Source organism: Arthrobacter sp. 2762 (assembly GCF_040548745.1).
GTDB lineage: Bacteria > Actinomycetota > Actinomycetes > Actinomycetales > Micrococcaceae > Arthrobacter.
Window position 1 is genome coordinate 145658 of sequence record NZ_JBEPSI010000005.1, and the last position, 21710, is coordinate 167367.

The window sequence follows — 21710 nt, forward strand, 5'->3', positions numbered from 1 at the left end:
GGGAAAGTACGAGGCGGCGCTCCTGTCACGGGAACGCGCCCAGCTGGATGTTGACGGCAAGCACGACGGACGCCAGCGCGAGGATTCCCGCGCCGAGCTGCAAGAGGAAGCCGTCCTTGGAACGCGGCAGCCCTCCTGGCGTGGACCGTGGCATGGGGGAGACTGCACTGAAGCTGGTCACCAGTGCCGCGGCGATGATGACGCTCAAGCTCAGCATGGCGTCAGAACTTTCCCCGGCTTGGATAGCTTCCAGGGCGATACACGACGGCGTTGTCGCATGGTGGCTGCCTTTCGCAGACGAATGCAACAACAATATCGTCAATTGTTGACAATACACAAGGGGTTTGCCGCTGGCCTTCGCTCAGCCTTCTCTGGGGGCCTCGGTCGAAGGCAGGGACCGTTCGGCAAGTTCGCGCGCCATGTCGTTTCCGACTTCCCTGAGCTTTTCTGCCAAGAGTGCTGCACTGGGGGCCAATGGCCTATCCGGATGGAGCAACAGGCCCACTTGTTGAGCCAGCCCATTCAGATGAAGGCTGACAATCTTTACATCGGGTTCAGCCAAGGCCATGGACTCCGGCATGAGGGCCAGGAACCCGGCCTCCACCACGAGCGTACGCACGGTGGCCGGAGCACCGGATTCGACCTGTTGTGCAGGCGGGGCCAGTCCAGCATTCCGGAAGTTCTGTTCGAGCTCATCCCGAAGGGGCGTGTTGGCAAGTGGTACCACCCATCGGTAATCTGCCAGGTCCTGCAGGGAGACTTCGGGCATGGCATGGGCGGGGTGCCACGCAGCGGCGACGATGCGAAAGTCCTCCCGATACAGCGGGACGAGCCGCAGCCGGGCGGTACTGGGATGGTCGGTCACCCGGCCTACCAACAGGTCCAGGTCACCGTTACCCAGTTCGTGGATCAGCGTTTCGGGAGGTGCTTCGCGCAGTCGAACTTCCACCCGTGGCTTTTCGGCGGTGAGCCGGGCGACGGCCCGCGGCAACAGGAGATTGGCCCCTGTGACATGCGCGCCCACCTTGACAAGGCCCGACGCCGGATCGGCCAGTTCCTCCACCCGTCGCCGCAGGGTGCTGAGGTGGCCGACGATCGCCTTTGCATGCTCAAGGCATGCCTCCCCGGCCAGCGTAGGCACCATCCCACGCGCTGTTCTCTCGAAAAGAGGCGCGCCAATGGCATGCTCGGCTTCCCGTAAAGCCCTGCTCAACGCCGGCTGTGTCAGATAGAGTTCTTCGGCGGCCCGGACAAGGCTGCCTTGCTCCGCGACGGTGAGCACAATAACAAGGTGGCGCAGCTTTACGTGGGTTGTCAGCAGCGCCCGCAGGTCCATGTCTTCATCCTACGGGTCCTCCTCCTGCGGGCTGCTGCACCGACAGCGGGCCGTGATCAATCAGCGGGCAGCAACAGCAGCCGCCCGGCGCGGGGAGGCGACATCCCTGTCCCACTGTGCTGCCTCCCTGCCAGCGGCTTTGAGCACCTGCTTGCGCACTTTGCCGTTCTCGGTCTGGGGCAGTTCATCCACCACCCGCAGGAAGCGGGGGATAGCGAAGGAAGCGAGCCGGGGAACACAGAACTGGCACAACTCGGCAAAATCCACAGGCTCACAGAGGACCAGTGCGGCCATCACCTCATCTTCACCAAGTTCGGAATCCACTGCGTACACGGCAGCCTCCTGGACGGCGGGATGCTGCCGCAGAACCTGCTCAACCTCCACTGAGGAGATGTTCTCCCCGCGGCGCCGGATGACATCCTTGATCCGGTCAACAAACCGGACCCACCCGTCCTCTTCCAGGACAACCCTGTCCCCGGAATGGAACCAGAGATCCTGCCACGCCTTCGTTGTCGCTTCAGGCATGGCATGATATCCGGTGGCCATTGCATGGGGCTGGTCACTGCGGATGAGCAACTCACCCGGCTGTCCGTTGGGAACGGGCACTCCGTGGGCGTCCACAACACGTATGGAGAATCCGGGCCGCACCCGGCCAACGTACCCTGGGCGCCACTGAAGGGGCGTGGACCCGATCACCGAGTTCGTCTCAGTGGAGCCGTAACCATCCAGGAGGAGCACTCCGAACCGCTCCTGGAACGGTTCGACCAGCCGGGCAGGTGTGGCCGGGGAGAGGGCCAGGCGAATGTGGTGGTTCCGATCAGCCGGTCCCGGCTCCTTGCCAGCGAGTATTCCGACCATGGCGCCGAGAAGGTATGTCACCGTCGCTCCCGCCGAGGAGGCATCTGCCCAGAACCGCGAGGCCGAAAACCGTGGGCCGAGTACGTACTCGCCTCCGCAAGCGACGGCCTGCATGAAGGCATTGAGGGCGTTCGTGTGAAACAGCGGCAAACAGGTGTAGAGCACGTCATCGGGCCTCAGACCCAGCTGGTCTGACATATTCTCAGCCCACCAATAGAACTGCCCTTGAGGGCACAGCACACCCTTGGATACCCCGGTGGTGCCGGAGGTGTAGAGGATGGCAGCCGTGTCTGCCGGTCCTGTTTCCACTGGTTCCACTCCGGGAACGGGTTCAGGGACCGGCATAACCTCAAAAGCGGTGGTGATGTCCGCCGTCGGACCATCAAGTACCCACACCTTCTGTAGGTCCGGTATGGGACCAACTGCGGCGATATGTGGCAACAGTTCAGCTTCAGCTACCATCAGTGCCGGCCGGGAGTTGGTCAGGACGTGCCGCAACTGTTCGCCCCTGCTCGCCGTGTTCACGGGGACAGCGACGGCGCCGATCCATGCGCAGCCCAGGATGAAGTCCAGCAGCTCTGTCCTGTTGGAGGACATCAGGGCCACTGTTTGACCAGCCTCGATCCCGGCACTGCGCAACAACCCGCCGGCTCGGGCGGCGGCGTCGGCCATCATCCGGCTGTCCCGGCGAATTTTACCGCAGCGGAACAGCGGCGCTGCAGGAGCTTTCCTGGCTCGTTCAAGGAGCATTTCCGGGATGGTCAAGGGACGGAGGTTTGGGTCTGTCACCTGAGGGTTCATGGCTGATTCTCATTTACGTTTGAGCGGACAGGGATGAAGGCGTGGACGCCGGGGCCGGCGTTTGGGTTGTTGGTGAGCGGCAGGCTTTCACCCGGCACTGTGGTGCCGCCGGTCACGCGGGCAATGACATGAGGCCCGTTCGGGATGGTCAACGTGGCCAGAAGCGTGCCGTCGGCCAGTTGCGTTGTCTGCTGGACGTCTGCCTGCTCGGCCTGGACCGTCGAAAAGTCATCCTGTCCGCAGCGTGGACAGATGAGACGGGCCGGAAAGAGGAGGCTCCCGCATCCAAGGCAGGCTTGGATGGCGGCGCTCATTGGGCTGCCTCCAGCACCGACATCGTGGCGCAGGCCCCGTAACGGTAAAGGACCATCCCGTAACCGCTCACGACTGCGTGGCGTGCCGTGACCTGGCGGGCCCCAGCCCGCCCCATCAGCTGGGCGGCGGCTTCAACAAGTCCATGCATTCCGCCCGCAGCCCCAGCCTGCCCAGCCGAAAGCTGGCCTCCGGAGGTGTTGACCGGCAACAGGCGCGTGGCAATTCGGTGTTCGATGAAGTCGGCCGGGTTGTCCTGGTTTGAAAGAATGCCCAGATCCGCCAATTGCGCCACCACCATGGCCGGGTAGTCGTCATACACGCAGGCGAGGCCTATGTCGCTGGGACCGATCCCGGCCTGCTCCCAGCCGTTGGCGGCGCAGGCTTGCAGGCCCGTTGCCAAGCCGTCGTCGGACTGTTGGTCGGAGTTGTACGAGGCCTTTATGGAAAGCACTTTGGCGCGGGGAGTTCCCTTGCTCCGATCTGCCACGAGGACAACGGCGTCCGCCCCCGTAACGGGAGGTACACAGTCGTACCGGCCCAAGGGGGTGGCAACCATCGGGGCGTTAAGGTATTCGTCCATGCTCAGCGATTTGCGGTAGACAGCAGCTGGGTTATCCATGGCCCATTGGCGCTGCGCCACGGCGATGCGGCCGTAATCTTCACGGCAGAGTCCGAGGTGCTCCATCTGGCGGGAGGTGAGCATCGCAAAGAGTGCATTCGGTCCATTCATCGGCAGGGGTGCCAGATGGTCTTCAGTCGCCTTGTTGTAACTGGCAACAAGACGGGAGAACGCGGCCTGGTCCATGAGGTCGCCTGCGGCCAGGACGATGACGTTCGCGTCGCCTGCTTCAATGGCACGGACGGCATGCTGGAGCATCCCGCCTGCGCTGGCGCCCCCGTTCGTGTCCTGCATCAGCCAGGAGAGTCGAAGGCCCATGCGCCAGGCCAGATCGATGGCGTGATCGGGTGCGAGCGTGAAGCTGGATACCGCAAACCCATCCACGTCACTGGTTTGGAGGCCAGCATCATGCAATGCCTTGCTCACAGCCCGGGCAATAACCTGGGACGTCGTTGTCCCTGGTGAAGGGTGCCGGGTGTAGGGGGACTGTCCAGTCCCGATGATGGAGACCGTCATGGCCATCCTTTCTAAAGAACGACAGCAGAGCAGAAGAACTTTCAGGTGCCTACAAGAGAACTTCTGCCTCGTGGCCGGTCTTTTCCTTCTGGTCGGCTTTGATGCCAGGGCGGGAGAAAACCAGTGCAACGAGCGTGACCAGGACCAGGCCAATCACATAAAGGGATACCGGGATGGAGGAACCGTATTGCAGCAGCAAGGCTGTGGCGATCAACGGGGCGAATCCGCCGGCAAAGACCGCTGCGAGCTCGTGGGCGATGGCCATCGCGGAATACCGGACCTCGGCGGAGAACAGTTCGTGGAAGAATGCCGGCTGCGTTCCAATCATTGCGCCGTGGCAGAGGCCATTGCCCAGGAGGAAGGCCAGGATGACGATGGCGGGAGTGTTGGAATCAATCATGGAAAAGAACGGGAAAGCCATGGCGCCCATGCCAACTGCACCAAGGGCGTAGACAGGACGCCGTCCAATCCTGTCTGAGAGATGGCCGAAGAAGATGTAGGTGCCAAATGAGACAAGCATCGATACTGCCACAGCCATCAGCAGCAGGCCCTTGTCCACGCCCACGTGAACTCCATAGGCGATGGAGAAGGAGAGGAAAATGTACGAGCCGCCGTTCTCTGCCACACGAAGTCCCATGGCGACGAGGATTTCGCGGGGGTGGGTTTTGATGGCCGCAAGCACGGGGAGGCGGTGTTGCTTGCTGTGGCTGGCGGCGGTGAACTCCTTGCTTTCCGGTAGCCGGAAGCGGATGTAAGCACCTACTGCCAGCAGCACCACGCTCAGGAGGAACGGGAGGCGCCAGCCCCACGCCAGGAACTGGGTGTCCGGCATCAACTGGACCAGGAAGAAGGCCAACGAGGACAATACAAAACCAAGCGAAATTCCTCCCTGGCTGAAGGCGGAGAGCATGCCCCTGCGGGTAGTGGAGGAGTTCTCGCTGATCAGCAGGACGCCTCCGCCCCACTCACCACCTGCCGCGATGCCCTGGACGACCCTGAGCAGGATCAACAAGGCAGGGGCCCACAGTCCTACTTGCGCATAGGTGGGCAGCAAGCCCATGAGGGCTGTGCTGATTCCCATGATGGATAGCGTCATGACCAATGCGCGCTTGCGCCCCAGCCTGTCGCCGATGTGTCCGAAAATGATGCCGCCCAGAGGACGGGCTGCAAACCCGACGGCGAAACCGGCGAAGGCGGCCATGGTACCAACCAGGGGGTCGACGTCGGAGGGGAAAAACAACCGACCAAAGACGACTGCCGATGCAGTGGCGTAGAGGAAGAAGTCGTACCACTCCAGCGCGTTACCCACGAGCGAGGCAACAACGTACCGACGGACGCCGGGACGTTGTCCCGGCAAGGTGTGCTGTGGATGGGACATTGTTGCTCCTTAGTGCGAAAAACTCTGGCAATCGTCCGGCCAATTCGACGTATCGTCCTGGCTGAAACTCTGCGATCAGGTTGTCCGCTTCATGATCGAAACGGTCAATTGTGATGGGCGTTACAGCTGCTGATTTCAGTTTCCCCCGGGCTCAGGGGAACGTCGAATGCCGGTTTTGCCAGGGGCTATGCCTTTCCGGGTAACCCTTGCGATTTGCACAAAAACGCTGTTCCGGTGCGTATGAATGTGCTGCTAATGTCGCAGCCACAAGTCCTGTTGCGCACCGCCACGGGACCCTCCGCGCCCTCATCGACGGCGAACCCATCCCCAAGGAACTCTCATGGATACCAGCAGCAATATTGACGTGCGCCAAGGCAGCGTAGCCCAGGTGCTTGCCGGCCTCGCCACGGGCCGGATTGATGTCATTGACCTGACCACCAGGCTCTCGATCAACACTCCAACCCTCGAACTGCCGGAACCCTTCGCAAACCTCATCGACTTCAGCCTCGAAGAGGTCTCCGCCTACAACAGCCCCGGACCCTTCTGGAAGCATCACAACATCCACACCGGCGAACACATAGGCACCCATCTGGACGCGCCCGTGCACTGGATCACCGGGCGTGACGGCAAAGACGTCGCCCAGATCGAACCCGCCCGGCTCGTGGGCCCGGCCATCGTCCTTGACGCGACCGAGGAGGCCACTGCGGACCCGGACTTTCTCCTCGACCGTCACCACATCCGCCGATGGGAGGAAACCTACGGACCACTGCCCGACGGCGGCTGGCTCCTCATTCGAACGGGGTGGGACAAGCGCTCCCAAGACCGACAACGATTCCTGAACAATGACGAGCACGGCCCACATTCTCCCGGGCTCACGGTCGAATGCGCCCGATGGATTGCCGAGGAGTCTTCCCTGTCCGGCATTGGTGTGGAAACCGTTGGTATCGATGCCGGGGCCGCCGGTGGACAGGAACCCCCGTTTCCGGCCCACCACTTCCTGCTGGGAAACGACAAGTACGGAATCACCTCATTGCAAAACCTGGACCAACTGCCCCCAAGCGGAGCCGCCCTCATCGTTGCGCCCTTGCCAATCATTGGCGGAACCGGAAGCCCAGCCCGCGTGTTCGCGCTCAAAGAAGGAGAAATACGATGACCGTCACCACCAACAGCCCTGTACTGAAGGAGGACTCCACCGCGCTGGCCCCCGCATCCCGCTCCGACAATGTTGCCGAACTCGTGGGGAACACCCTCGCCGGGCTTGGCATCGGCCACGTCTTCGGAGTGGTGGGCAGCGGAAATTTCGTCGTGACAAACGCACTGCGCCGGGCGGGAGTGCCCTATACCGCAGCAAGGCACGAAGGGGGCGCCGCCACCATGGCTGATGCCTACGGGAGGATGTCAGGCAAGGTCGGAGTCGTCACTACGCATCAGGGTTGCGGGCTGACCAATGCTGTAACAGGAATCGGCGAGGCAGCGAAAAGCCGAACCCCCATGATCGTCCTCACCGCGGACACGGCTGCATCCGCCGTCAGGTCCAACTTCACCATCGATCAGGATGCACTTGCCCGAAGCGTCGGTGCAGTGGCTGAGCGGGTCCACTCGCCGCAAAGCGCAGTAGCAGACACCCTCCGCGCCTACCGGACGGCAGTAAACGAACGCCGCACTGTGGTCCTTTCCCTGCCGACAGACATCCAAAGTGCGGAGGCGCCGGCAGGAATCGGCCTCTTGGAGACTTTGGAACCCCGGCAGCGGATCAGGCCCTCAGGGGCGGCAGTCAGCAAACTGGCAGAACTCATCCAAGGCGCGAAGAAGCCCGTATTTGTGGCTGGCCGTGGAGGCCGCGAGGCAGGGCCGGACATCGCAGCGCTCGCCGAAACCGCAGGCGCGCTCGTGGCGACCTCCGCAGTCGCTCACGGACTCTTCAACGGCGACGCATTCAACCTCGGTATTTCCGGTGGATTCTCCTCGCCGTTCACCGCGGACACTGTGCGGGAAGCGGACTTGATCGTCGGGTGGGGCTGTGCGCTGAACATGTGGACGATGCGCCATGGTTCGCTCATTGGCCCGGGAACAAAAGTGGTCCAAGTGGACCTTGAGGACTCGGCACTGGGGGCAAACCGGCCCATCGATCTGGGCGTACTGGGGGATTGCAGCGAGACAGCCCTTGCTGTGCTCAATGAACTGCGTTCTGCCGGACACCAGGCGGTTGGCCTGCGTACCCCACAGATGGCTGACCGGATAGCTGTGCACGCGCGCTGGAACTCGGTGGACACGGAAGACCTGTCCACTGCGGGGACCATCGATCCCCGGGTGCTCAGCCGCGAGCTTGACCGGATCCTGCCCGACAATCGCATTGTTTCCGTTGATTCAGGCAATTTCATGGGGTACCCGAGCGCCTACCTGTCCGTTCCTGATGAGTATGGCTTTTGCTTCACGCAGGCTTTTCAGTCGATTGGGCTGGGGTTGTCCACTGCGATCGGCGCGGCGAAAGCCCAACCGGAACGCGTGCCGGTCCTGGGCACTGGCGATGGTGGCTTCCTCATGGCCATTTCGGAATTGGAGACGCTGGTCCGTGAGCGGATTCCCATGGCGGTGATTGTCTACAACGATTCCGCGTACGGCGCCGAGGTCCATCACTTCGATGCAGGTGATAAAGACCTGGAAGTGGTTCGATTCCCCACGACTGATATCGCCTCCATCGCCGCCGGTTACGGTGCTGCCACCGTAACAGTCCGGTGCGTGGCGGATCTGGCCCCGGTGGAGGAGTGGGTTGCGGGTCCTCGGAATATCCCGCTGGTCATTGACGCCCGGATCGCTTCCGATGGTGGCGCGTGGTGGCTGGCCGAGGCCTTTAAGGGCCATTGAGGCTAAACGGCGGAGTCGCTAGTCTGGCACGCAGTGATGTCGATCCCGGGTCATCCCGATCGGCGTACGGTTGGAGGCGGCATCCGGGTTGCCTCCCATGCGAAGGAGTACATTATGGGAATCCTCTCCGTCGACCTTTTCATCACCCTTGATGGCGTGTACCAAGGCCCGGGTGGACCTGATGAGGACCGTGAGGGCGGCTTCGAATTCGGCGGCTGGCAGGCGGCCTATTCCGATGAGGAAACCGGCCAGGCGATCGTCGCAGGAATCAACCGCATGGATGCGCTGCTCTTGGGGCGCAAAACCTACGACATCTTCGAGGGATACTGGCCCAACCGGGCCGATGACCCGATTGCCGATACGTTCAACGCCCTGCCGAAGTTCGTCGTCTCCCGCTCGCTGACCGACCCTGGCTGGGCGGGCACGACGGCGTTGTCCGAGGTGGCGGAAGTGGCTGCCCTGAAGGATCGGTTCGAGGACATCCACGTCATAGGCAGCGGCGAGCTCGTGCGGTCCTTGCTGAAGGCCGACGTCGTTGATCGACTGAACCTCTTCCTCTACCCCATCACGCTTGGAGCCGGAAAGAAGTTGTTCCCCGACGGTGCCGGTGTGCCGGCAGCGTTCCGGTTCGCGCAACCACCGCAGGGGTTCCCGACGGGCGCGGTGGCCCTCGCCTACGAGCGCGCGGGTGTGCCGGTTACAGGCATCGACATCGGCGAAGGGTAGTCAGGATCCTGGACGGCCGGGCCATTCCTTGCCGGCCCAGGGGTCATACTCGGCGATGAGTTCCTCCTGGGGTGGGCGCTTTGCTTCGGGGACGTGTTGCAGGTTCACCCGCACCCTGTACCAGAGCGAACTCGAGCCGCGCATCCCGTCGATGAGTACATCCGCCGGGTGCAGCTCCGGGACCACGTCAGCATGCCGGGCCTTCCATTCATCGAGGGCGGCCACCGCTTCGGGCTTTGTCTTGGTGCGGGCCACCTCAATGAGTGGCATCGTTGAGACCCGGCGGCCTGACCCGTCGCCGGCGCGCGGTGCCTTCCCGGCGGGACCAAGTTCCTTGGCCAGCGCCAGCAGGCCCTCAAGGGACCCCACGGCGTCATCGATGCCAGCATGGGGATCGCCCAGCTCCGCGAAGCGGTCGGGCACTGAGCGGACGGTGAATTGTTCGGGCCTCGTGGACGTGACCTCGGCCCACGTCAGGGGAGTAGAAACCCGGGCATCGGGCCGGGGCCGGACAGAGTAAGCCGAGGCAACAGTCCGGTCCTTCGCATTCTGGTTGAAGTCGACGAAGACGCTCTCGCCGCGTTCTTCCTTCCACCACTGTGCCGTGGCGAGCCCGGGTGCGCGGTTCTCGGCCTCACGGGCAAGGGTCTCCGCAGCGAGCCGTAGTTCGCTGTAAGACCACTGCGGGGCGATTCGCACCAAAATGTGCAGTCCCCGGGACCCGCTCGTCTTGGGCCACCCCACCAGCCCGACGTCGTCAAGCACCTCGCGCGCCACATAGGCGACGTCGACGATTTGCGACCAATCCACACCGGGCATGGGATCGAGGTCGATTCGGAGCTCATCGGGATGATCAAGATCCTCGGCACGGACGGGGTGGGGGTTCAGGTCGAGGCAGCCAAGATTGACCACCCACGCCAGACCGGCGGCGTCCCGGATGACAGTTTCTTCTGCTGAGGTCCCCGATGAGTAGTGCAACGTCGCCGTATCAATGAACTCCGGATGGTTTTCGGGAACGCGTTTCTGAAAGAACGGCTCAGCGTCGATGCCCTTGGGGAAGCGCTTGAGCACCATGGGGCGGCCGCCGGCGCCCCGCAACGCACCCTCCGCAACTGAAAGGTAGTAGCGGACTAAATCCAGCTTCGTTAGTCCGGGTTCGGGGAAAACCACCTTGTCCGGATTGGAGACGCGAACTTCGGCGTCGCCTATGTCCAGAATCTCTGCCGGAGTCTTCGACGGGTTCATGCCGCCACGCTAGCAACGATCGGCGGTCCCAGCCAGACCAAGGGCGAGGGCGACTATATTGACCATGTCAGTCCACCACCACAATCGCGGGAGTCTGCACACTATGGCCAAGGAACTTGCCACCCAGCTCATCGAACAACTCCAGGCTGCCGGCGTGCAGCGCATATATGGAATCGTCGGAGACAGCCTCAATCCAATAGTGGACGCTGTGCGTCAAACGGGAGGCTCGGCCAAGGGCGGTATCGACTGGATCCATGTCCGCCACGAAGAAGCGGCCGCCTTTGCTGCAGCCGCGGAGGCACAACTGACCGGGAAGCTTGCTGTTTGTGCCGGCTCCTGTGGTCCTGGCAACCTCCATCTGATCAACGGACTCTACGACGCCAACCGCACTGGGGCGCCCGTACTTGCCATCGCTTCGCACATCCCCAGCAAGCAGATCGGCAGCGGATTCTTCCAGGAAACCCATCCTGACCGGATCTTCACTGAGTGCTCGGTGTATTCGGAACTGGTCAGCACTGCCGAGCAGGCGCCCCGCGTGATGCACAGCGCGATCCAGAACGCTGTAGCCCTTGGGGGAGTCGCCGTCGTGACTCTTCCCGGCGATATCGCCGGACTTGAGGCCACCGCGCCGACGCCGTTGCCCGCTACGTTTCGGCCCGCGCGCCTGATCCCGGACCATTCGAGCGTCCAGGAACTGGCTGACGCAATCAACGACGCCGGAAAGGTCGCCATTTTCGCGGGGGCGGGCGTCCAGGGAGCCCACGACGAACTCATTGCTTTGGCGGAACTGGTCAACGCCCCGATTGGCCACTCACTGCGCGGCAAGGACTTCGTCCAGTACGATAACCCGTTCGACATCGGCATGACCGGCCTCCTGGGCTACGGTGCGGCAGCGGAAGGCATCGAGGACGCCGATCTGCTGATCCTTCTCGGTACCGATTTTCCCTACGACCAGTTCCTTCCGGACACCCGGACGGCACAGGTTGACCGGGCGGCGCAGCGGCTGGGGAGGAGGACCGACGTCGACATTGCCGTTCATGGCGACGTCCTTCCTACCCTGACCGCCCTTCTGCCCTTGGTGAATCCAAAGAAGAACCGCCGCTTCCTGGACCAAATGCTGAAGAAGCACGACCGCCTGATGAACAAGGCCGTGGGCGCGTACACGCGGAAGGTCGAAAAGAAGCAGCCCATTCATCCGGAGTATGCTGCTTCCCTGCTGGACCAAGTAGCGGCGGATGACGCCATCTTCACCGCGGATACCGGAATGTGCAACGTCTGGACGGCCCGCTATATCAACCCGCTGGGCACGCGCCGGCTGATCGGCTCCTTCCTTCACGGGTCCATGGCCAACGCCCTTCCGCACGCCATCGGCGCGCAGGTGGCCTATCCCGGGCGCCAGGTGGTTTCAGTCTCCGGCGACGGTGGCTTGTCCATGCTGCTTGGTGAGCTCATTACCGTGGCCGCGCATCAACTGCCGGTAAACGTCGTGGTCTTTAACAACTCAACGCTGGGTATGGTCAAGCTCGAAATGTTGGTGGACGGGCTGCCCGATTTCGGCGTCGACGTTCCTGACGCAAACTACGCCGCCGTTGCGAAGGCCTTGGGCTTCCATGCTGTCCGGGTGACAGATCCGGCGAATATCGAGGAAGCGTTTCGGGAGGCGTTCGCCCACCCGGGTCCTTCGCTGGTGGAACTCATCACTGATCCGAATGCGCTGTCCATCCCGCCGAAGATTTCCGGGCAACAAGTCATCGGTTTCGCGACCGCCATGTCCAAAGTGGTCTTGAACCGCGGAGCCGGTGAAGCTGTGAGCATGGCCCGGAGCAACCTGCGCAATATTCCGCGGCGCTGAGGGGAGTCTTTGCCGGCAAGAGCTTCAAACCGCGATAGCAGGCAAAATCCCCTGGCTTATGGATGCTCGTCGAGCAGGGCACCAAGGATAGTGAGGGCTTTTGACAGTTGGAGGTCGGACACTGCGCCATACCCGATGACCAAGCCGTTCACTGGTGGGCGCTCGGCGTAATATCCGGCCAGGGGAATCACCCGCACGCCCTGTTCCAGTGCCTTTGCAGCCAGGTCCGCCGCGTCAGGCTGTTCGAAGCGGATCACTGCATGCAATCCGCCGTCGAGGGCCCCAAGCTCCACATCTGTCCGCGAGCCCAAGCGCTCAATGAGCAGGGACCGGCGATGGGAATATTCCCTCCGGGCGCGGGCAATGTGCCGGGACAGGCCGCCGCCCTGCAGGTAATAGGCGATGGCCGACTGCAGCACCCCGGCCACCGGAGTGTCCAAGGCTTCACGTGTGGCCTTCAGACGTTGGCCGGCATCGCCCCGGACCACCAGATATCCGCAGCGAAGCCAAGGACTCAGGTTTTTTGAGAACGTTCCGAGAAGTACGACGTCGGCAGCTGTAGGTAGGGATGCGACGGCAGGCAGGGGCATTCTGCTGTGACGGAATTCGCTGTCGTAGTCGTCCTCCAACACGAGCACGTCATGGCGGTTCGCCCACTTCAGCAGGCCGAGCCGTTCCTGGACTGCCATCCTGCCGCCAAGAGGGTACTGGTGGCTGGGGGTGATGAGGACGGCATCGGGGATGAGGTTGAGTCCGGCGAGTTGGGAGCTCTTCAGGCCGTCTTCGTCCACGGGAAGCAACTGAAGTTGGGCACCAGCGGCGCTCATCACGCGTCGCGCCGTGGGGTAACCCGGGTCCTCAACCAGGATGCGCGGATTGTTCCTCTTGCGGCGAAGCATGGCCACTGCCAGGTGCAGTGCATCACTGGTGCCGGCCGTAATGATAACGTCCTCCGGGTCTACGGCCAGGCCCCTCGACACCGCCAGGTGACCGGCCACGGCTTCCCGAAGGTCCAACGTTCCAAGGGCTGGTGGCAGATGCGTGTTCCCTTGCTCCGCCAAGGCCCTTTTCCATGCGTTGCGCCACTCCCTGTCTCGGAAGGGCGATCCGGAGGGGCGGCCGGGGGTCAGATCAATCACCTCGGCACTGGCAGGGCTGCTGCCCTGCGCCTTCTCTTCGTTGGGGCGCTTTTGGATGTCCGGCCGGACAGCCACTTTGGTCCCACCAGTGCCGCTGCTTTCCAGGAATCCTTCCCCGGAGAGTTGCTCAAAGGCCCGCACCACCACGCCACGGGATACCCCTAAGTCCTTGGCCAGCCGGCGCGTTGCGGGGAGCGTGTGCTCAGGCTGGAGGAGTCCGCTGAGGATGGCGTTACGGAGCTGGCTTGCAACTTGGGCGGACAAGGAGGCCGGACTCTTCCTGTCGAGCTCGATGGGTATTTCCGATTCGCTCATTGGACCTCCAGAGTTGTTCATTCTTGGATCTAGTGTAGGACCAAGCCCTTTGGCAGCATGAGACGCGTAGGCACTCATTTGCTGTGTTCGCATCCGGCCACAGCCACAAGAAAGCAGGATCGTAGTGTTCAACGGCCTCAGCGCATTCCCCCTGACACCCATGAGCGGTGAAAGTGTCGATCTGGACGCCGTTGCCCGGCTGGTGGCGCGCGCGGCAGAGTCCGGTGCGGATTCACTCGGTGTTCTTGGCTCGACGGGAAACTACGCTTATCTCTCCCGTGACGAACGCCGCGCGGTCCTTGAAACGTCCGTTGAAGCTGCGGGTGGCGTGCCAGTTTTGGCCGGTGTTGGGGCAGTGCGTACCCGCGACGTCCTCACGCTTGCCGGCGATGCACATACCGCTGGCGCCTCGGCATTGCTCTTGGCCCCGGTGTCCTATCAACGCCTATCCGAACTTGAGGTTTTCGGGCTGTTTGGGGACGTTGCGTCGGAGTCAGACCTTCCGATCGTTGTGTACGACAACCCCGGCACCACAGGCTTCACCTTCACCGACGAGTTGCACGCCCGGATCGCCCGTATCCCGGGAATCGCATCCATCAAGATTCCGCCGCCGGCTGCCACTGACATTGGCACCAGGCTCGGCAAGCTCCGCGCAGCTTTGCCCGGGCAAACATTTGTGGGTATCAGCGGAGATTGGATTGCCGCCGAAGCACTGCTTGCTGGTTGCGATCTTTGGTACTCGGTGATCGCCGGGATCCTTCCCCGCCAGGCCCGGGAAATCGTTGATCACGCTTTGGCTGGTCGGCGCGCTGACGCGATGGCGGCTTCCGCCGCGTTGGAACCACTCTGGTCCCTGTTCCGAACCTACGGGAGCCTCCGGGTCGCCGTGGCACTGGCTGAAGACCTGGCGCTCATTCCATCCTCAGCCTTGCCTTTGCCACTGCGTGGCTTGGATCCCGAAGGACGCAGCAGAGTTGCCGAGGCCATCCGCCAGTGTGGATTGGAGGCCTAGGTGGTTCGGAGGCCTGGCCAGCTGGCTGGAAACAACGCCAAGCAATCGGATCGGCCCAAGAGCCGGGGGAGGAGGACATGAGCCTCATCGACGGCCGCAACGCCAGCCGCCCAGCTACGAGTGAGCAGACATCACCGGGCGGTTTGGCCCGCTATGTCCTTGCAGCCACCCTGGCCCGCAGCGCCGATGGGGGTGCCGTCGTAGCCATTGTCCTGCTGGTGACAACCAGCGGGGCGCCGGGTTGGCTGGCCGGAATACTCGGTGCCTGCATCACGGCACCGCACCTTTTCGGTCCGTTCGTTGCCAGGACACTCGACACTGCCCGGGACGGCAGGACGGTGATCGCCTGCGCGTGCCTCATGCACGGCGTTACCCTGGCTGCCGCTGTCCTGCTGTACCCGCTGACTCCTCCCGTCGTTCCGGCTCTACTGCTCATTGCGTCCGGACTGGCAGGTCCTTTATTGACAGGCGGCATCAGCAGCAGGCTCTCGGCGATCGCTGGCGGCAGCAGGACCAGCCAGCGACGCGCACATGGATGGGATGTAGCAACGTATGGCATCAGCGGAACCATTGGTCCCTCTTTGGTCGCAGCTGTTTCGGCCTGGGCGAATCCGGCACTGGCGGCATTGATCCTTGCCGGATTAACGTTTGTCGCCGCCGCCCTCGTCAGGCTTTTGCCTTCCTCTCCTCGAGCACCGGTTCCCTCGGAGGTGCCGCGCCCCGGACGCACGTTGCTGATGATGCTGTCTACAGGGCCTTTGCGCCGCACTCTCTACATGACGGTCATCGTCGCCTTGTCGGTCGCGGCGTTGGCTATCACCGCGGTGGCGTCGACTACAGAAATGGGGGTCGGGCCAGCCGCGGCCGGGGTCCTGACGGCCGCATATGGTCTTGGCGGGCTTCTAGGATCCGCCGGTGTCATGATCCGGCCGTTGCGAAGCGATGCGGACCACCTCATGACCTGGCTGGGAGCTGCTGTTGGGATTGCCCTGTGTGGGGCAGCGTTCGCCGGGATCTTCACGGTAGCGGTGGTGCTCTACTCCCTCGCCGGAGTGCTCAACTCCTGCTTTTTCGCCGCAACATTGGCCGCGCGCAGCGAATATGCACCGGCTGGCGCGCGAGGTCAGGTCTTCGTGTGGATTGGGGCCTTGAAGATCACTGCAGGTTCTGCCGGCACAGCGTTGGCTGGGGCCATGGTTGTACCAATGACACACCTGCCCTTGCTTTTGGCGTCGGCCCTCATTGCCGTGGCCGTGGGCGCTTCCGTAGTTGACCGCCGTCGTGAGCGTTCCCAAACGGCAGGAAACGCCTCAAGCAAAGACCAGCCATAAGGCTTACCACTGCTTCCCGAACGTTTTGTCCAAGGCGTTGAGGATGTCGTCAATAAGGTCTTCCGGGTCCTCAAGGCCGATGGACAGGCGCAGGTGTCCGTATTTGTGAAACTACGCCGGGATCCTCGGTGCTCACGGGTGCGAGGGCATCAAGAATGAACAACGCCGAGGTTGTATCGTCCCGTAATTGCGTGCGTCGGGCCTGGCGCCAGTTCCAGCGCCGGCAAGTGACGCCGTCGTCGTCGCACCAAACAACCTCCCCCGCATCGGGGTGTTCGACCTTGGGCTCTCCGCTGGCAACCGTGTCGAACGGCTCCTGGCCTGTTGCACGGATCAGCCGTGGCGCCCCACTGTAACTGGAAAGGTCTTCGCCGCCGAGCGGAATCTGGTGCAGTACGGATACGGCGTTGTAGAGGTCCGTGAGCCTGTTGACCCTGGGCAGGCCGGCATCAGCGCGGCGAAGCAGTGCCTCAAGGCTGTTGCGGGTGCGGTTGGGCTTTGCTCCGAAGGATTGGTAGGCCTTCCGCCACGCGGCAGCATGCGGGAGGTGTTCGACCTTCTGCTCGCCGAGCGCCGTGCGGGCTGCCGTTTCCGCCTGATGTAACAGGGCATCGCTGGCATCATCGCTGGGACCCGGAACGAGACCATCGACGGCGATCAAGAGGGCCTGGTAGTCCGGTTGAAGTTCGAAGACGGCAGGTTCAACGTGGGCTGCGTGGAGAATTTCCTGGAGGGATTCAACCCTAAGCATTGTTCGCCTCCCGATGGCGCCGATCCCACTCCGCGTTCAAAGACAGCGAGTGAGAACCTTGCTGCGTCAGTGCCGTTGTTGCCGTAGGAATGGCCTACGTCTCCCGGGAAAGACAGCGAGTCGCCGGCCTCGAGGACGACCGTCTGCTCTGCAGCAACGACGGTAACGGTGCCTTGCAAGTACTCCGCGTCCGCCTGCTGCACTGCTCCACAGCAAGGCACCTTCACCCTTTCGTGTCACCTTGACTCCCTTGGGCTCGGGGGGCTGGACCAGGTCCGGCAGGCCTACACCGAGCGCGGCGCTGATCCTCAGAAGAGTGCCGACACTGGGGTTGATGGTTGCTTGTTCCACGTTGATGAGCATGCGTCGGCTGACGCCGGCAGCTTCGGCCAGTTGGTCAAGGGTCCAGTGGCGTGCCTGGCGCTCCTGTTTAACCCGTCCCCCGATAGCCGAGGCGAGCGATGCGATGTTTTCTTCCGTTGATGCGGCATAGTGCACTCCCAGTGCACAGAACAAGACGCTTGCCAACTATGCCCAACGAAGCAACAGCCCAAAAGAAGCAACAGCCCAATGGGATATGTTTGTACCGGCCAACTTGCTGGACACGCTAGCCGCAGCGGCATTCCTGCATCGAAGGACGCCCAAACCCATGTTCGCATCCCCTCAGACAGGAACGCCCGTGCCGAAGAGTCCACGTGATGAGATAGACGCGCAGATTCTCGCCGAGCTGCGGCGCAATGCCCGTATCAGCCTTGCCCAGCTGGGGGAGAAGGTGCTGCTCTCCCGCAACGCGGTACGGCAACGGATTGAGCGGCTTGAACGGGACGGGTATATCCACGGGTACACCATCAAGGAATCCGCCGGAGAAGGCTCGCCCACGGTCAATGCGGTGCTTCTGATCCAACGACATGACAGGATGCGGGGCGGGGACGTGATTGCCGGACTGAAGGCAATTCCTGAAATCGCCACTTGCGATGTTGTCAGCGGCGAACTGGATATCGTGGTCAGGGTTGAGGCCCCCGACGCAGCACGAATCCAGGAAATCTGGAGGAAGGTCTCAGAGTTTCCTGGAGTCCGCGACATCACCACTGCCTTGTCCCTTTCCACGGTCATCGACAGGCAGGCGCCTCGCTAAGGCAGCGTGAACCATGCTGGGCTTAAATGGTTCCGGCGCTGCGGAACCCAAGTGGTTACGCAACGCCGGATCGGCACAGCCTGCTTTATTGACGGTAACGCCGGACGATCATCATGAAGTGATCGCTATGACCTTGGGCTGCGTCATTTCCTCGTAGGCGAAGCGGACGCCTTCCCGGCCCATGCTGCCGTATTTCGAGCCGCCAAAAGGCATCGCATCAAGGCGGTAGTCCGAAGAATCGTTGATCATCACTCCGCCTGCGTCAATGGCCTTGGCGGTGGCCAGCGCACGGGCCAAGTCCTTGGTGAATACCCCGGCCTGCAATGCGTAGTCGCTGTCGTTGGCCAGTTCGATGGCTTCCTCGGCGGAGTCGAACGGTTCCACCAGGACCACGGGTGCGAACAGTTCTTCGCTCCAGGCCTCGCAACTGCGCGGGACCCCGGTAAGGACAGCAGGTGTCAGGAGCGCGCCGTCCAAGGTGCCGCCAGTCAGCAGTTGCGCCCCGGCCGACACTGCCTCGTCGATCTTACGCTTCGCTTCTGCGGCAGACGCGGCGCTGATCATGGGTCCAACGTCGGTCTGCTCCTTACGGGGATCGCCTGTCGTCAGGGCAGCCGTTTGGGCGACAAAGGCGTGAAGGAAGGTGTCGAAGACTGACCGCTGGACGAGGATCCGCTGGGCGCCGATGCAGTTCTGTCCAGCGGCCCAGAAGGAACCGGAAACACTGGCCTCGACGGCGGCAGGAATGTCCGCGTCGTCGAACACGATCACGGGCGCGTTGCCGCCAAGTTCCATCGACAGGCGCTTTATTCCGGCGTTGGCGGCGATGGCCCGGCCCGTGGAAAAGCCGCCCGTGAAGGAGACCATTCGAACCAGTTTGGACGAGATGATGGTTTGCGCGATGGTGCGATCGCCCAGGACAACAGTGACGAACTCCGCCGGCAGGCCTGCCTCGCGCAACAGGTCCACGAGAAGAATGGCCGTCAAGGGTGTCAGCTGGGACGGCTTGAGGATGACGGTGTTACCTCCGGCAATCGCCGGCCCCAGCTTGTGCGCCACCAGATTCAGGGCATCGTTGTAAGGGGTGATGGCGGCGATAAGCCCCAACGGCTCACGGGTGAACCATCCCTGGCGGTTTTCGGAGCCGGCGAAGGAGTCGAAGGGAACTACTTCGCCAACATTACGGCGGGTTTCCGCTGCCGAGAGCTTGAGCGTATTCACTGCACGGGAGACCTCTTTGAGCGCCTGCGTGATGGTCTTCCCGGCCTCGGCGACGATTAGCCCAGCCACTTTCCCCGCCCGCTGCTGGAGCAGGTCTGCAGCGGTATCCAGGATCCGCCCCCGCTCATGACGGGGCATGGCCGCCGCTGCGGGAGCGGAGGCCGCGGCGCGGATGAGTTCGACGCGTACGTCTGCCTCGGTGCACTGGGGAAGGGTCGCCAGGACGGAACCGTTAAACTTGTCGTACACCATCAGGTCAGTGATAGCGGCTGCGGTAGTGGCGTCGGCGATGGCTGACTCAGGCACGGACCGCTCCTTTGGCGAATTCGTTGACGGCGATGATGTCGGAGATGAGGGCATAGGCAGTTTCCACGCGGCCGGCTCCAGGGCCTGACACTGTGACGGCCCCCAGCAAATCCGTGCTGAATGACACGGCATTGGTGGCGCCGGAAATTCCGGCCAGCGGGTGTTCACCCGGTAGGGCGATGGGTTGGACGGTAGCTACGATGCGACCATCATCTTCCCGGCGGGCTTCGCCAATCAGCTTCCAGCGGTAGCCGCTTGCCAAGGCCTGTGCCACGTCTTCGCTCTTGATGTCCTGTATGCCTGTGGTTTCCACGTCATTGGGGTGGATGTTGGCACCGAGCAGCTCGTTGGCCAGGATGGCGACCTTCAACCGGACGTCCGAGCCGCCGATGTCTGCAGTCGGGTCCGCTTCGGCGTATCCGCGGTCCTGGGCCTCGGCGATGGCTTCATCCAGGCCCAGCCCGCCCTCCATCCGGCCCAGGACGTAATTGCTGGTTCCGTTCAGGATGCCTTGAACGGAGTTCAATTCGAGGCCACCCAGCATTTTGTGTGCCAGTCGAATGACGGGCGTGCCACTCATGACTGAACCCTCGTACTCAAAACGGACACCATTGTTGGCAGCAAGCTGGCCCAGTTCCCGGCCATGCAAGGCCACAGGACCCTTGTTGGTGGTCACCACATGCTTGCCGGACTCGATGGCCCACTTGACGTGCGAAACTGCCGGTTTGCCGTCGATCGGACTGGTGAAGGTAGCCTCAACGACGATGTCGGCCGGGCTGTTCTTGATGACGTCTTCGTTGCGGGGATCCTGGCTGCCACCTGGCAGTTCCTCGAACGAGGACCCGCGGGGCATCGCCAGCACGGCGGCCAGATCGATGCCGTCTCCCTGGACGAGCGAGCCGAAGGCAAGATCGGTGATGGCCACGACGCGAAGCTCGAATCCGAGTGAGGCAAATCGCTGGGGTTCGTCACGGATGAGTTCGGCCAAAGCGCGGTTGACGCCTCCGAAACCGATGAGGGCCAGGTTGTAGGTAGTCACGTGATCTCCTTGGTAGGGCGGTGGTGCTGTCCTTTAAGCCTCGGTTCCAGGAGTGTCAGTTCCCTAGACGCGAATCGCCCGCCAAGGATGACGAAACGCCCAAAAAAGCTGCCAACCATGCTCAAACGCCCGCAGTGCGGCCCCTCCTTGGAAGAGAAGCCGGTATGACGGGTTGCTGTTGGCGGCGTCCGCCGCGCTGGGCGGCGGCACCGGCGACAATGACGACCAAGAGGCCTGCGAGTTGCAGCATCGATGGCAACTGATGCAGGACGATCGCGCCGAGCAGCAAGCCGATGGCCGGTTCCAGTGCCAGGAGGGTCCCGAATGCTGTGTGTCATGCGGCGGAGGGCCAACATTTCCAGGATGTAGGGCAGGACCGGTATCAGCGCTGCCAAGGCGGCGGCAACGGCCACAGTTTCCCGGGTGATGTGGCCCATGGCTTGCGGCAGTCCAAACGGTGCCGCGGCGACAGCAGCAATCGGAATGGTCAGGGCGAGGGCACCGATTCCACTGAAGCGGTCACCCACCCGCTGGGTCAGAAGGATGTAGATTGCCCACCCAACCGCGCCCATCACTGCAAAGCCGACTCCGAGCAGGTCCACGCTACCTGCCCACGGTTCGGTGAGGAGCACGACGCCTGCCAGTGCCGTTGCCGGCAGGATCAAGGAACGGGCCCCGCGGCCGCGCAAGGCTGCAACCGTAAGCGGGCCGAGGAATTCAATGGCAACCGCCGTTCCCATGGGAATGCGTTCCATGGCGGCAAGGAAGGTCACTGACATTAGGGCGGTGGCGACGCCCAGGCCAACCACCACCGGAGAGTCACGAAGTCGCAGGTTCTTCAGGGGTGGACAGGCCAGTGCCAGCAGGATGAGCGCTCCCATACTCAGGCGTAGCCATGCTGTCCCGAGCGGACCCAATGTTGGTATCATCCCCAGTGAAAGGGCGGAGCC

At 62.7% G+C, this 21710-nt stretch carries 21 protein-coding genes; 7 read left to right on the forward strand and 14 right to left on the reverse strand.

What is annotated here, in order from left to right; genetic code table 11:
• Positions 1 to 25 precede the first annotated feature (25 nt).
• The 6 genes from ABIE18_RS11110 to ABIE18_RS11135 all read right to left on the reverse strand — a co-directional run bounded on the left by ABIE18_RS11110 (position 26) and on the right by ABIE18_RS11135 (position 5823).
• A complete protein-coding gene (locus ABIE18_RS11110) occupies positions 26 to 217 on the reverse strand; it encodes a hypothetical protein (protein WP_499722810.1) in 192 nt (63 codons plus the stop codon).
• Between the two features lie 144 nt (positions 218 to 361).
• Positions 362 to 1336, reverse strand: a complete 975-nt coding sequence (locus ABIE18_RS11115; protein WP_499722812.1) for a LysR substrate-binding domain-containing protein — start codon at positions 1334 to 1336, stop codon at positions 362 to 364.
• Positions 1337 to 1396: 60 nt separating this feature from the next.
• Positions 1397 to 2995 carry an ATP-dependent acyl-CoA ligase gene (locus ABIE18_RS11120; RefSeq protein WP_499722814.1) on the reverse strand — a complete coding sequence of 533 codons (1599 nt, stop codon included), beginning with the start codon at positions 2993 to 2995 and terminating at the stop codon, positions 1397 to 1399.
• The gene (locus ABIE18_RS11125; protein WP_499722815.1) at positions 2992 to 3309 is read right to left on the reverse strand and encodes a zinc ribbon domain-containing protein; all 318 of its coding nucleotides are present in this window, start codon (positions 3307 to 3309) and stop codon (positions 2992 to 2994) included. The genes ABIE18_RS11120 and ABIE18_RS11125 overlap by 4 nt, the downstream gene beginning before the upstream one ends.
• Positions 3306 to 4445 carry a thiolase family protein gene (locus ABIE18_RS11130; protein WP_499722817.1) on the reverse strand — a complete coding sequence of 380 codons (1140 nt, stop codon included), beginning with the start codon at positions 4443 to 4445 and terminating at the stop codon, positions 3306 to 3308. Before ABIE18_RS11130 ends, ABIE18_RS11125 begins: the two co-directional genes overlap by 4 nt.
• A gap of 49 nt (positions 4446 to 4494) precedes the next feature.
• Positions 4495 to 5823 carry an MFS transporter gene (locus ABIE18_RS11135; RefSeq protein ID WP_499722819.1) on the reverse strand — a complete coding sequence of 443 codons (1329 nt, stop codon included), beginning with the start codon at positions 5821 to 5823 and terminating at the stop codon, positions 4495 to 4497.
• A 340-nt stretch (positions 5824 to 6163) separates the two neighbouring features.
• Here ABIE18_RS11135 and ABIE18_RS11140 point away from each other — a divergent pair, with 340 nt between their 5' ends.
• From ABIE18_RS11140 to ABIE18_RS11150, 3 genes are all read left to right on the forward strand, one after another.
• Positions 6164 to 6976 (forward strand): cyclase family protein, encoded by an 813-nt coding sequence (locus ABIE18_RS11140; RefSeq protein WP_499722821.1) that lies wholly within the window; start codon positions 6164 to 6166, stop codon positions 6974 to 6976.
• The gene (locus ABIE18_RS11145) at positions 6973 to 8688 is read left to right on the forward strand and encodes a thiamine pyrophosphate-binding protein (protein ID WP_499722823.1); all 1716 of its coding nucleotides are present in this window, start codon (positions 6973 to 6975) and stop codon (positions 8686 to 8688) included. The genes ABIE18_RS11140 and ABIE18_RS11145 overlap by 4 nt, the downstream gene beginning before the upstream one ends.
• Positions 8689 to 8802: 114 nt before the next feature.
• Entirely contained in the window at positions 8803 to 9414 is a 612-nt protein-coding gene (locus ABIE18_RS11150) for a dihydrofolate reductase family protein (RefSeq protein WP_499722824.1), read from the forward strand.
• Here ABIE18_RS11150 and ligD read toward each other — a convergent pair whose 3' ends face one another.
• On the reverse strand, positions 9415 to 10659 hold the full coding sequence (gene ligD, locus ABIE18_RS11155) for a non-homologous end-joining DNA ligase (RefSeq protein ID WP_499722825.1): 1245 nt from the start codon (positions 10657 to 10659) through the stop codon (positions 9415 to 9417).
• A 103-nt stretch (positions 10660 to 10762) separates the two neighbouring features.
• On the opposite strand from ligD, the gene ABIE18_RS11160 reads away from it, so the two are divergent.
• The gene (locus tag ABIE18_RS11160; RefSeq protein ID WP_499722826.1) at positions 10763 to 12511 is read left to right on the forward strand and encodes a pyruvate dehydrogenase; all 1749 of its coding nucleotides are present in this window, start codon (positions 10763 to 10765) and stop codon (positions 12509 to 12511) included.
• Positions 12512 to 12567: 56 nt separating this feature from the next.
• Here the strand turns inward: ABIE18_RS11160 and pdxR are convergent, their stop codons facing one another.
• The gene (gene pdxR / locus ABIE18_RS11165) at positions 12568 to 13965 is read right to left on the reverse strand and encodes a MocR-like pyridoxine biosynthesis transcription factor PdxR (RefSeq protein WP_499722828.1); all 1398 of its coding nucleotides are present in this window, start codon (positions 13963 to 13965) and stop codon (positions 12568 to 12570) included.
• A 124-nt stretch (positions 13966 to 14089) separates the two neighbouring features.
• Between pdxR and ABIE18_RS11170 the strand changes: the two genes are divergently transcribed.
• Together ABIE18_RS11170 and ABIE18_RS11175 are read left to right on the forward strand one after the other, a co-directional pair.
• Positions 14090 to 14977, forward strand: coding sequence for a dihydrodipicolinate synthase family protein (locus ABIE18_RS11170; RefSeq protein WP_499722830.1), 888 nt, complete (start codon positions 14090 to 14092; stop codon positions 14975 to 14977).
• Positions 14978 to 15054: 77 nt separating this feature from the next.
• Positions 15055 to 16308 (forward strand): MFS transporter, encoded by a 1254-nt coding sequence (locus ABIE18_RS11175; RefSeq protein WP_499722832.1) that lies wholly within the window; start codon positions 15055 to 15057, stop codon positions 16306 to 16308.
• Between the two features lie 70 nt (positions 16309 to 16378).
• Here the strand turns inward: ABIE18_RS11175 and ABIE18_RS11180 are convergent, their stop codons facing one another.
• From ABIE18_RS11180 to ABIE18_RS11190, 3 genes are read right to left on the reverse strand one after another with little or no spacing between them, the layout of a single operon-like run.
• On the reverse strand, positions 16379 to 17059 hold the full coding sequence (locus ABIE18_RS11180) for a B3/B4 domain-containing protein (protein WP_499722833.1): 681 nt from the start codon (positions 17057 to 17059) through the stop codon (positions 16379 to 16381).
• Entirely contained in the window at positions 16966 to 17238 is a 273-nt protein-coding gene (locus ABIE18_RS11185; protein WP_499722834.1) for a cupin domain-containing protein, read from the reverse strand. Before ABIE18_RS11185 ends, ABIE18_RS11180 begins: the two co-directional genes overlap by 94 nt.
• Complete coding sequence (locus ABIE18_RS11190; protein WP_499723069.1) at positions 17126 to 17557, reverse strand: helix-turn-helix domain-containing protein; 432 nt, start codon at positions 17555 to 17557, stop codon at positions 17126 to 17128. The genes ABIE18_RS11185 and ABIE18_RS11190 overlap by 113 nt, the downstream gene beginning before the upstream one ends.
• A 181-nt stretch (positions 17558 to 17738) precedes the next feature.
• Between ABIE18_RS11190 and ABIE18_RS11195 the strand changes: the two genes are divergently transcribed.
• The gene (locus ABIE18_RS11195; protein WP_499722836.1) at positions 17739 to 18194 is read left to right on the forward strand and encodes an Lrp/AsnC family transcriptional regulator; all 456 of its coding nucleotides are present in this window, start codon (positions 17739 to 17741) and stop codon (positions 18192 to 18194) included.
• A gap of 111 nt (positions 18195 to 18305) precedes the next feature.
• Here ABIE18_RS11195 and ABIE18_RS11200 read toward each other — a convergent pair whose 3' ends face one another.
• Genes ABIE18_RS11200 through ABIE18_RS11210 form a run of 3 tightly spaced genes read right to left on the reverse strand, consistent with a single transcriptional unit; the run spans position 18306 to position 21641 of the window.
• Positions 18306 to 19721 carry an aldehyde dehydrogenase family protein gene (locus ABIE18_RS11200; RefSeq protein WP_499722837.1) on the reverse strand — a complete coding sequence of 472 codons (1416 nt, stop codon included), beginning with the start codon at positions 19719 to 19721 and terminating at the stop codon, positions 18306 to 18308.
• Entirely contained in the window at positions 19714 to 20760 is a 1047-nt protein-coding gene (locus ABIE18_RS11205) for a homoserine dehydrogenase (protein ID WP_499722838.1), read from the reverse strand. The genes ABIE18_RS11200 and ABIE18_RS11205 overlap by 8 nt, the downstream gene beginning before the upstream one ends.
• Positions 20757 to 21641 carry an EamA family transporter gene (locus tag ABIE18_RS11210; protein ID WP_499722839.1) on the reverse strand — a complete coding sequence of 295 codons (885 nt, stop codon included), beginning with the start codon at positions 21639 to 21641 and terminating at the stop codon, positions 20757 to 20759. The genes ABIE18_RS11205 and ABIE18_RS11210 overlap by 4 nt, the downstream gene beginning before the upstream one ends.
• Positions 21642 to 21710: the final 69 nt, after the last annotated feature.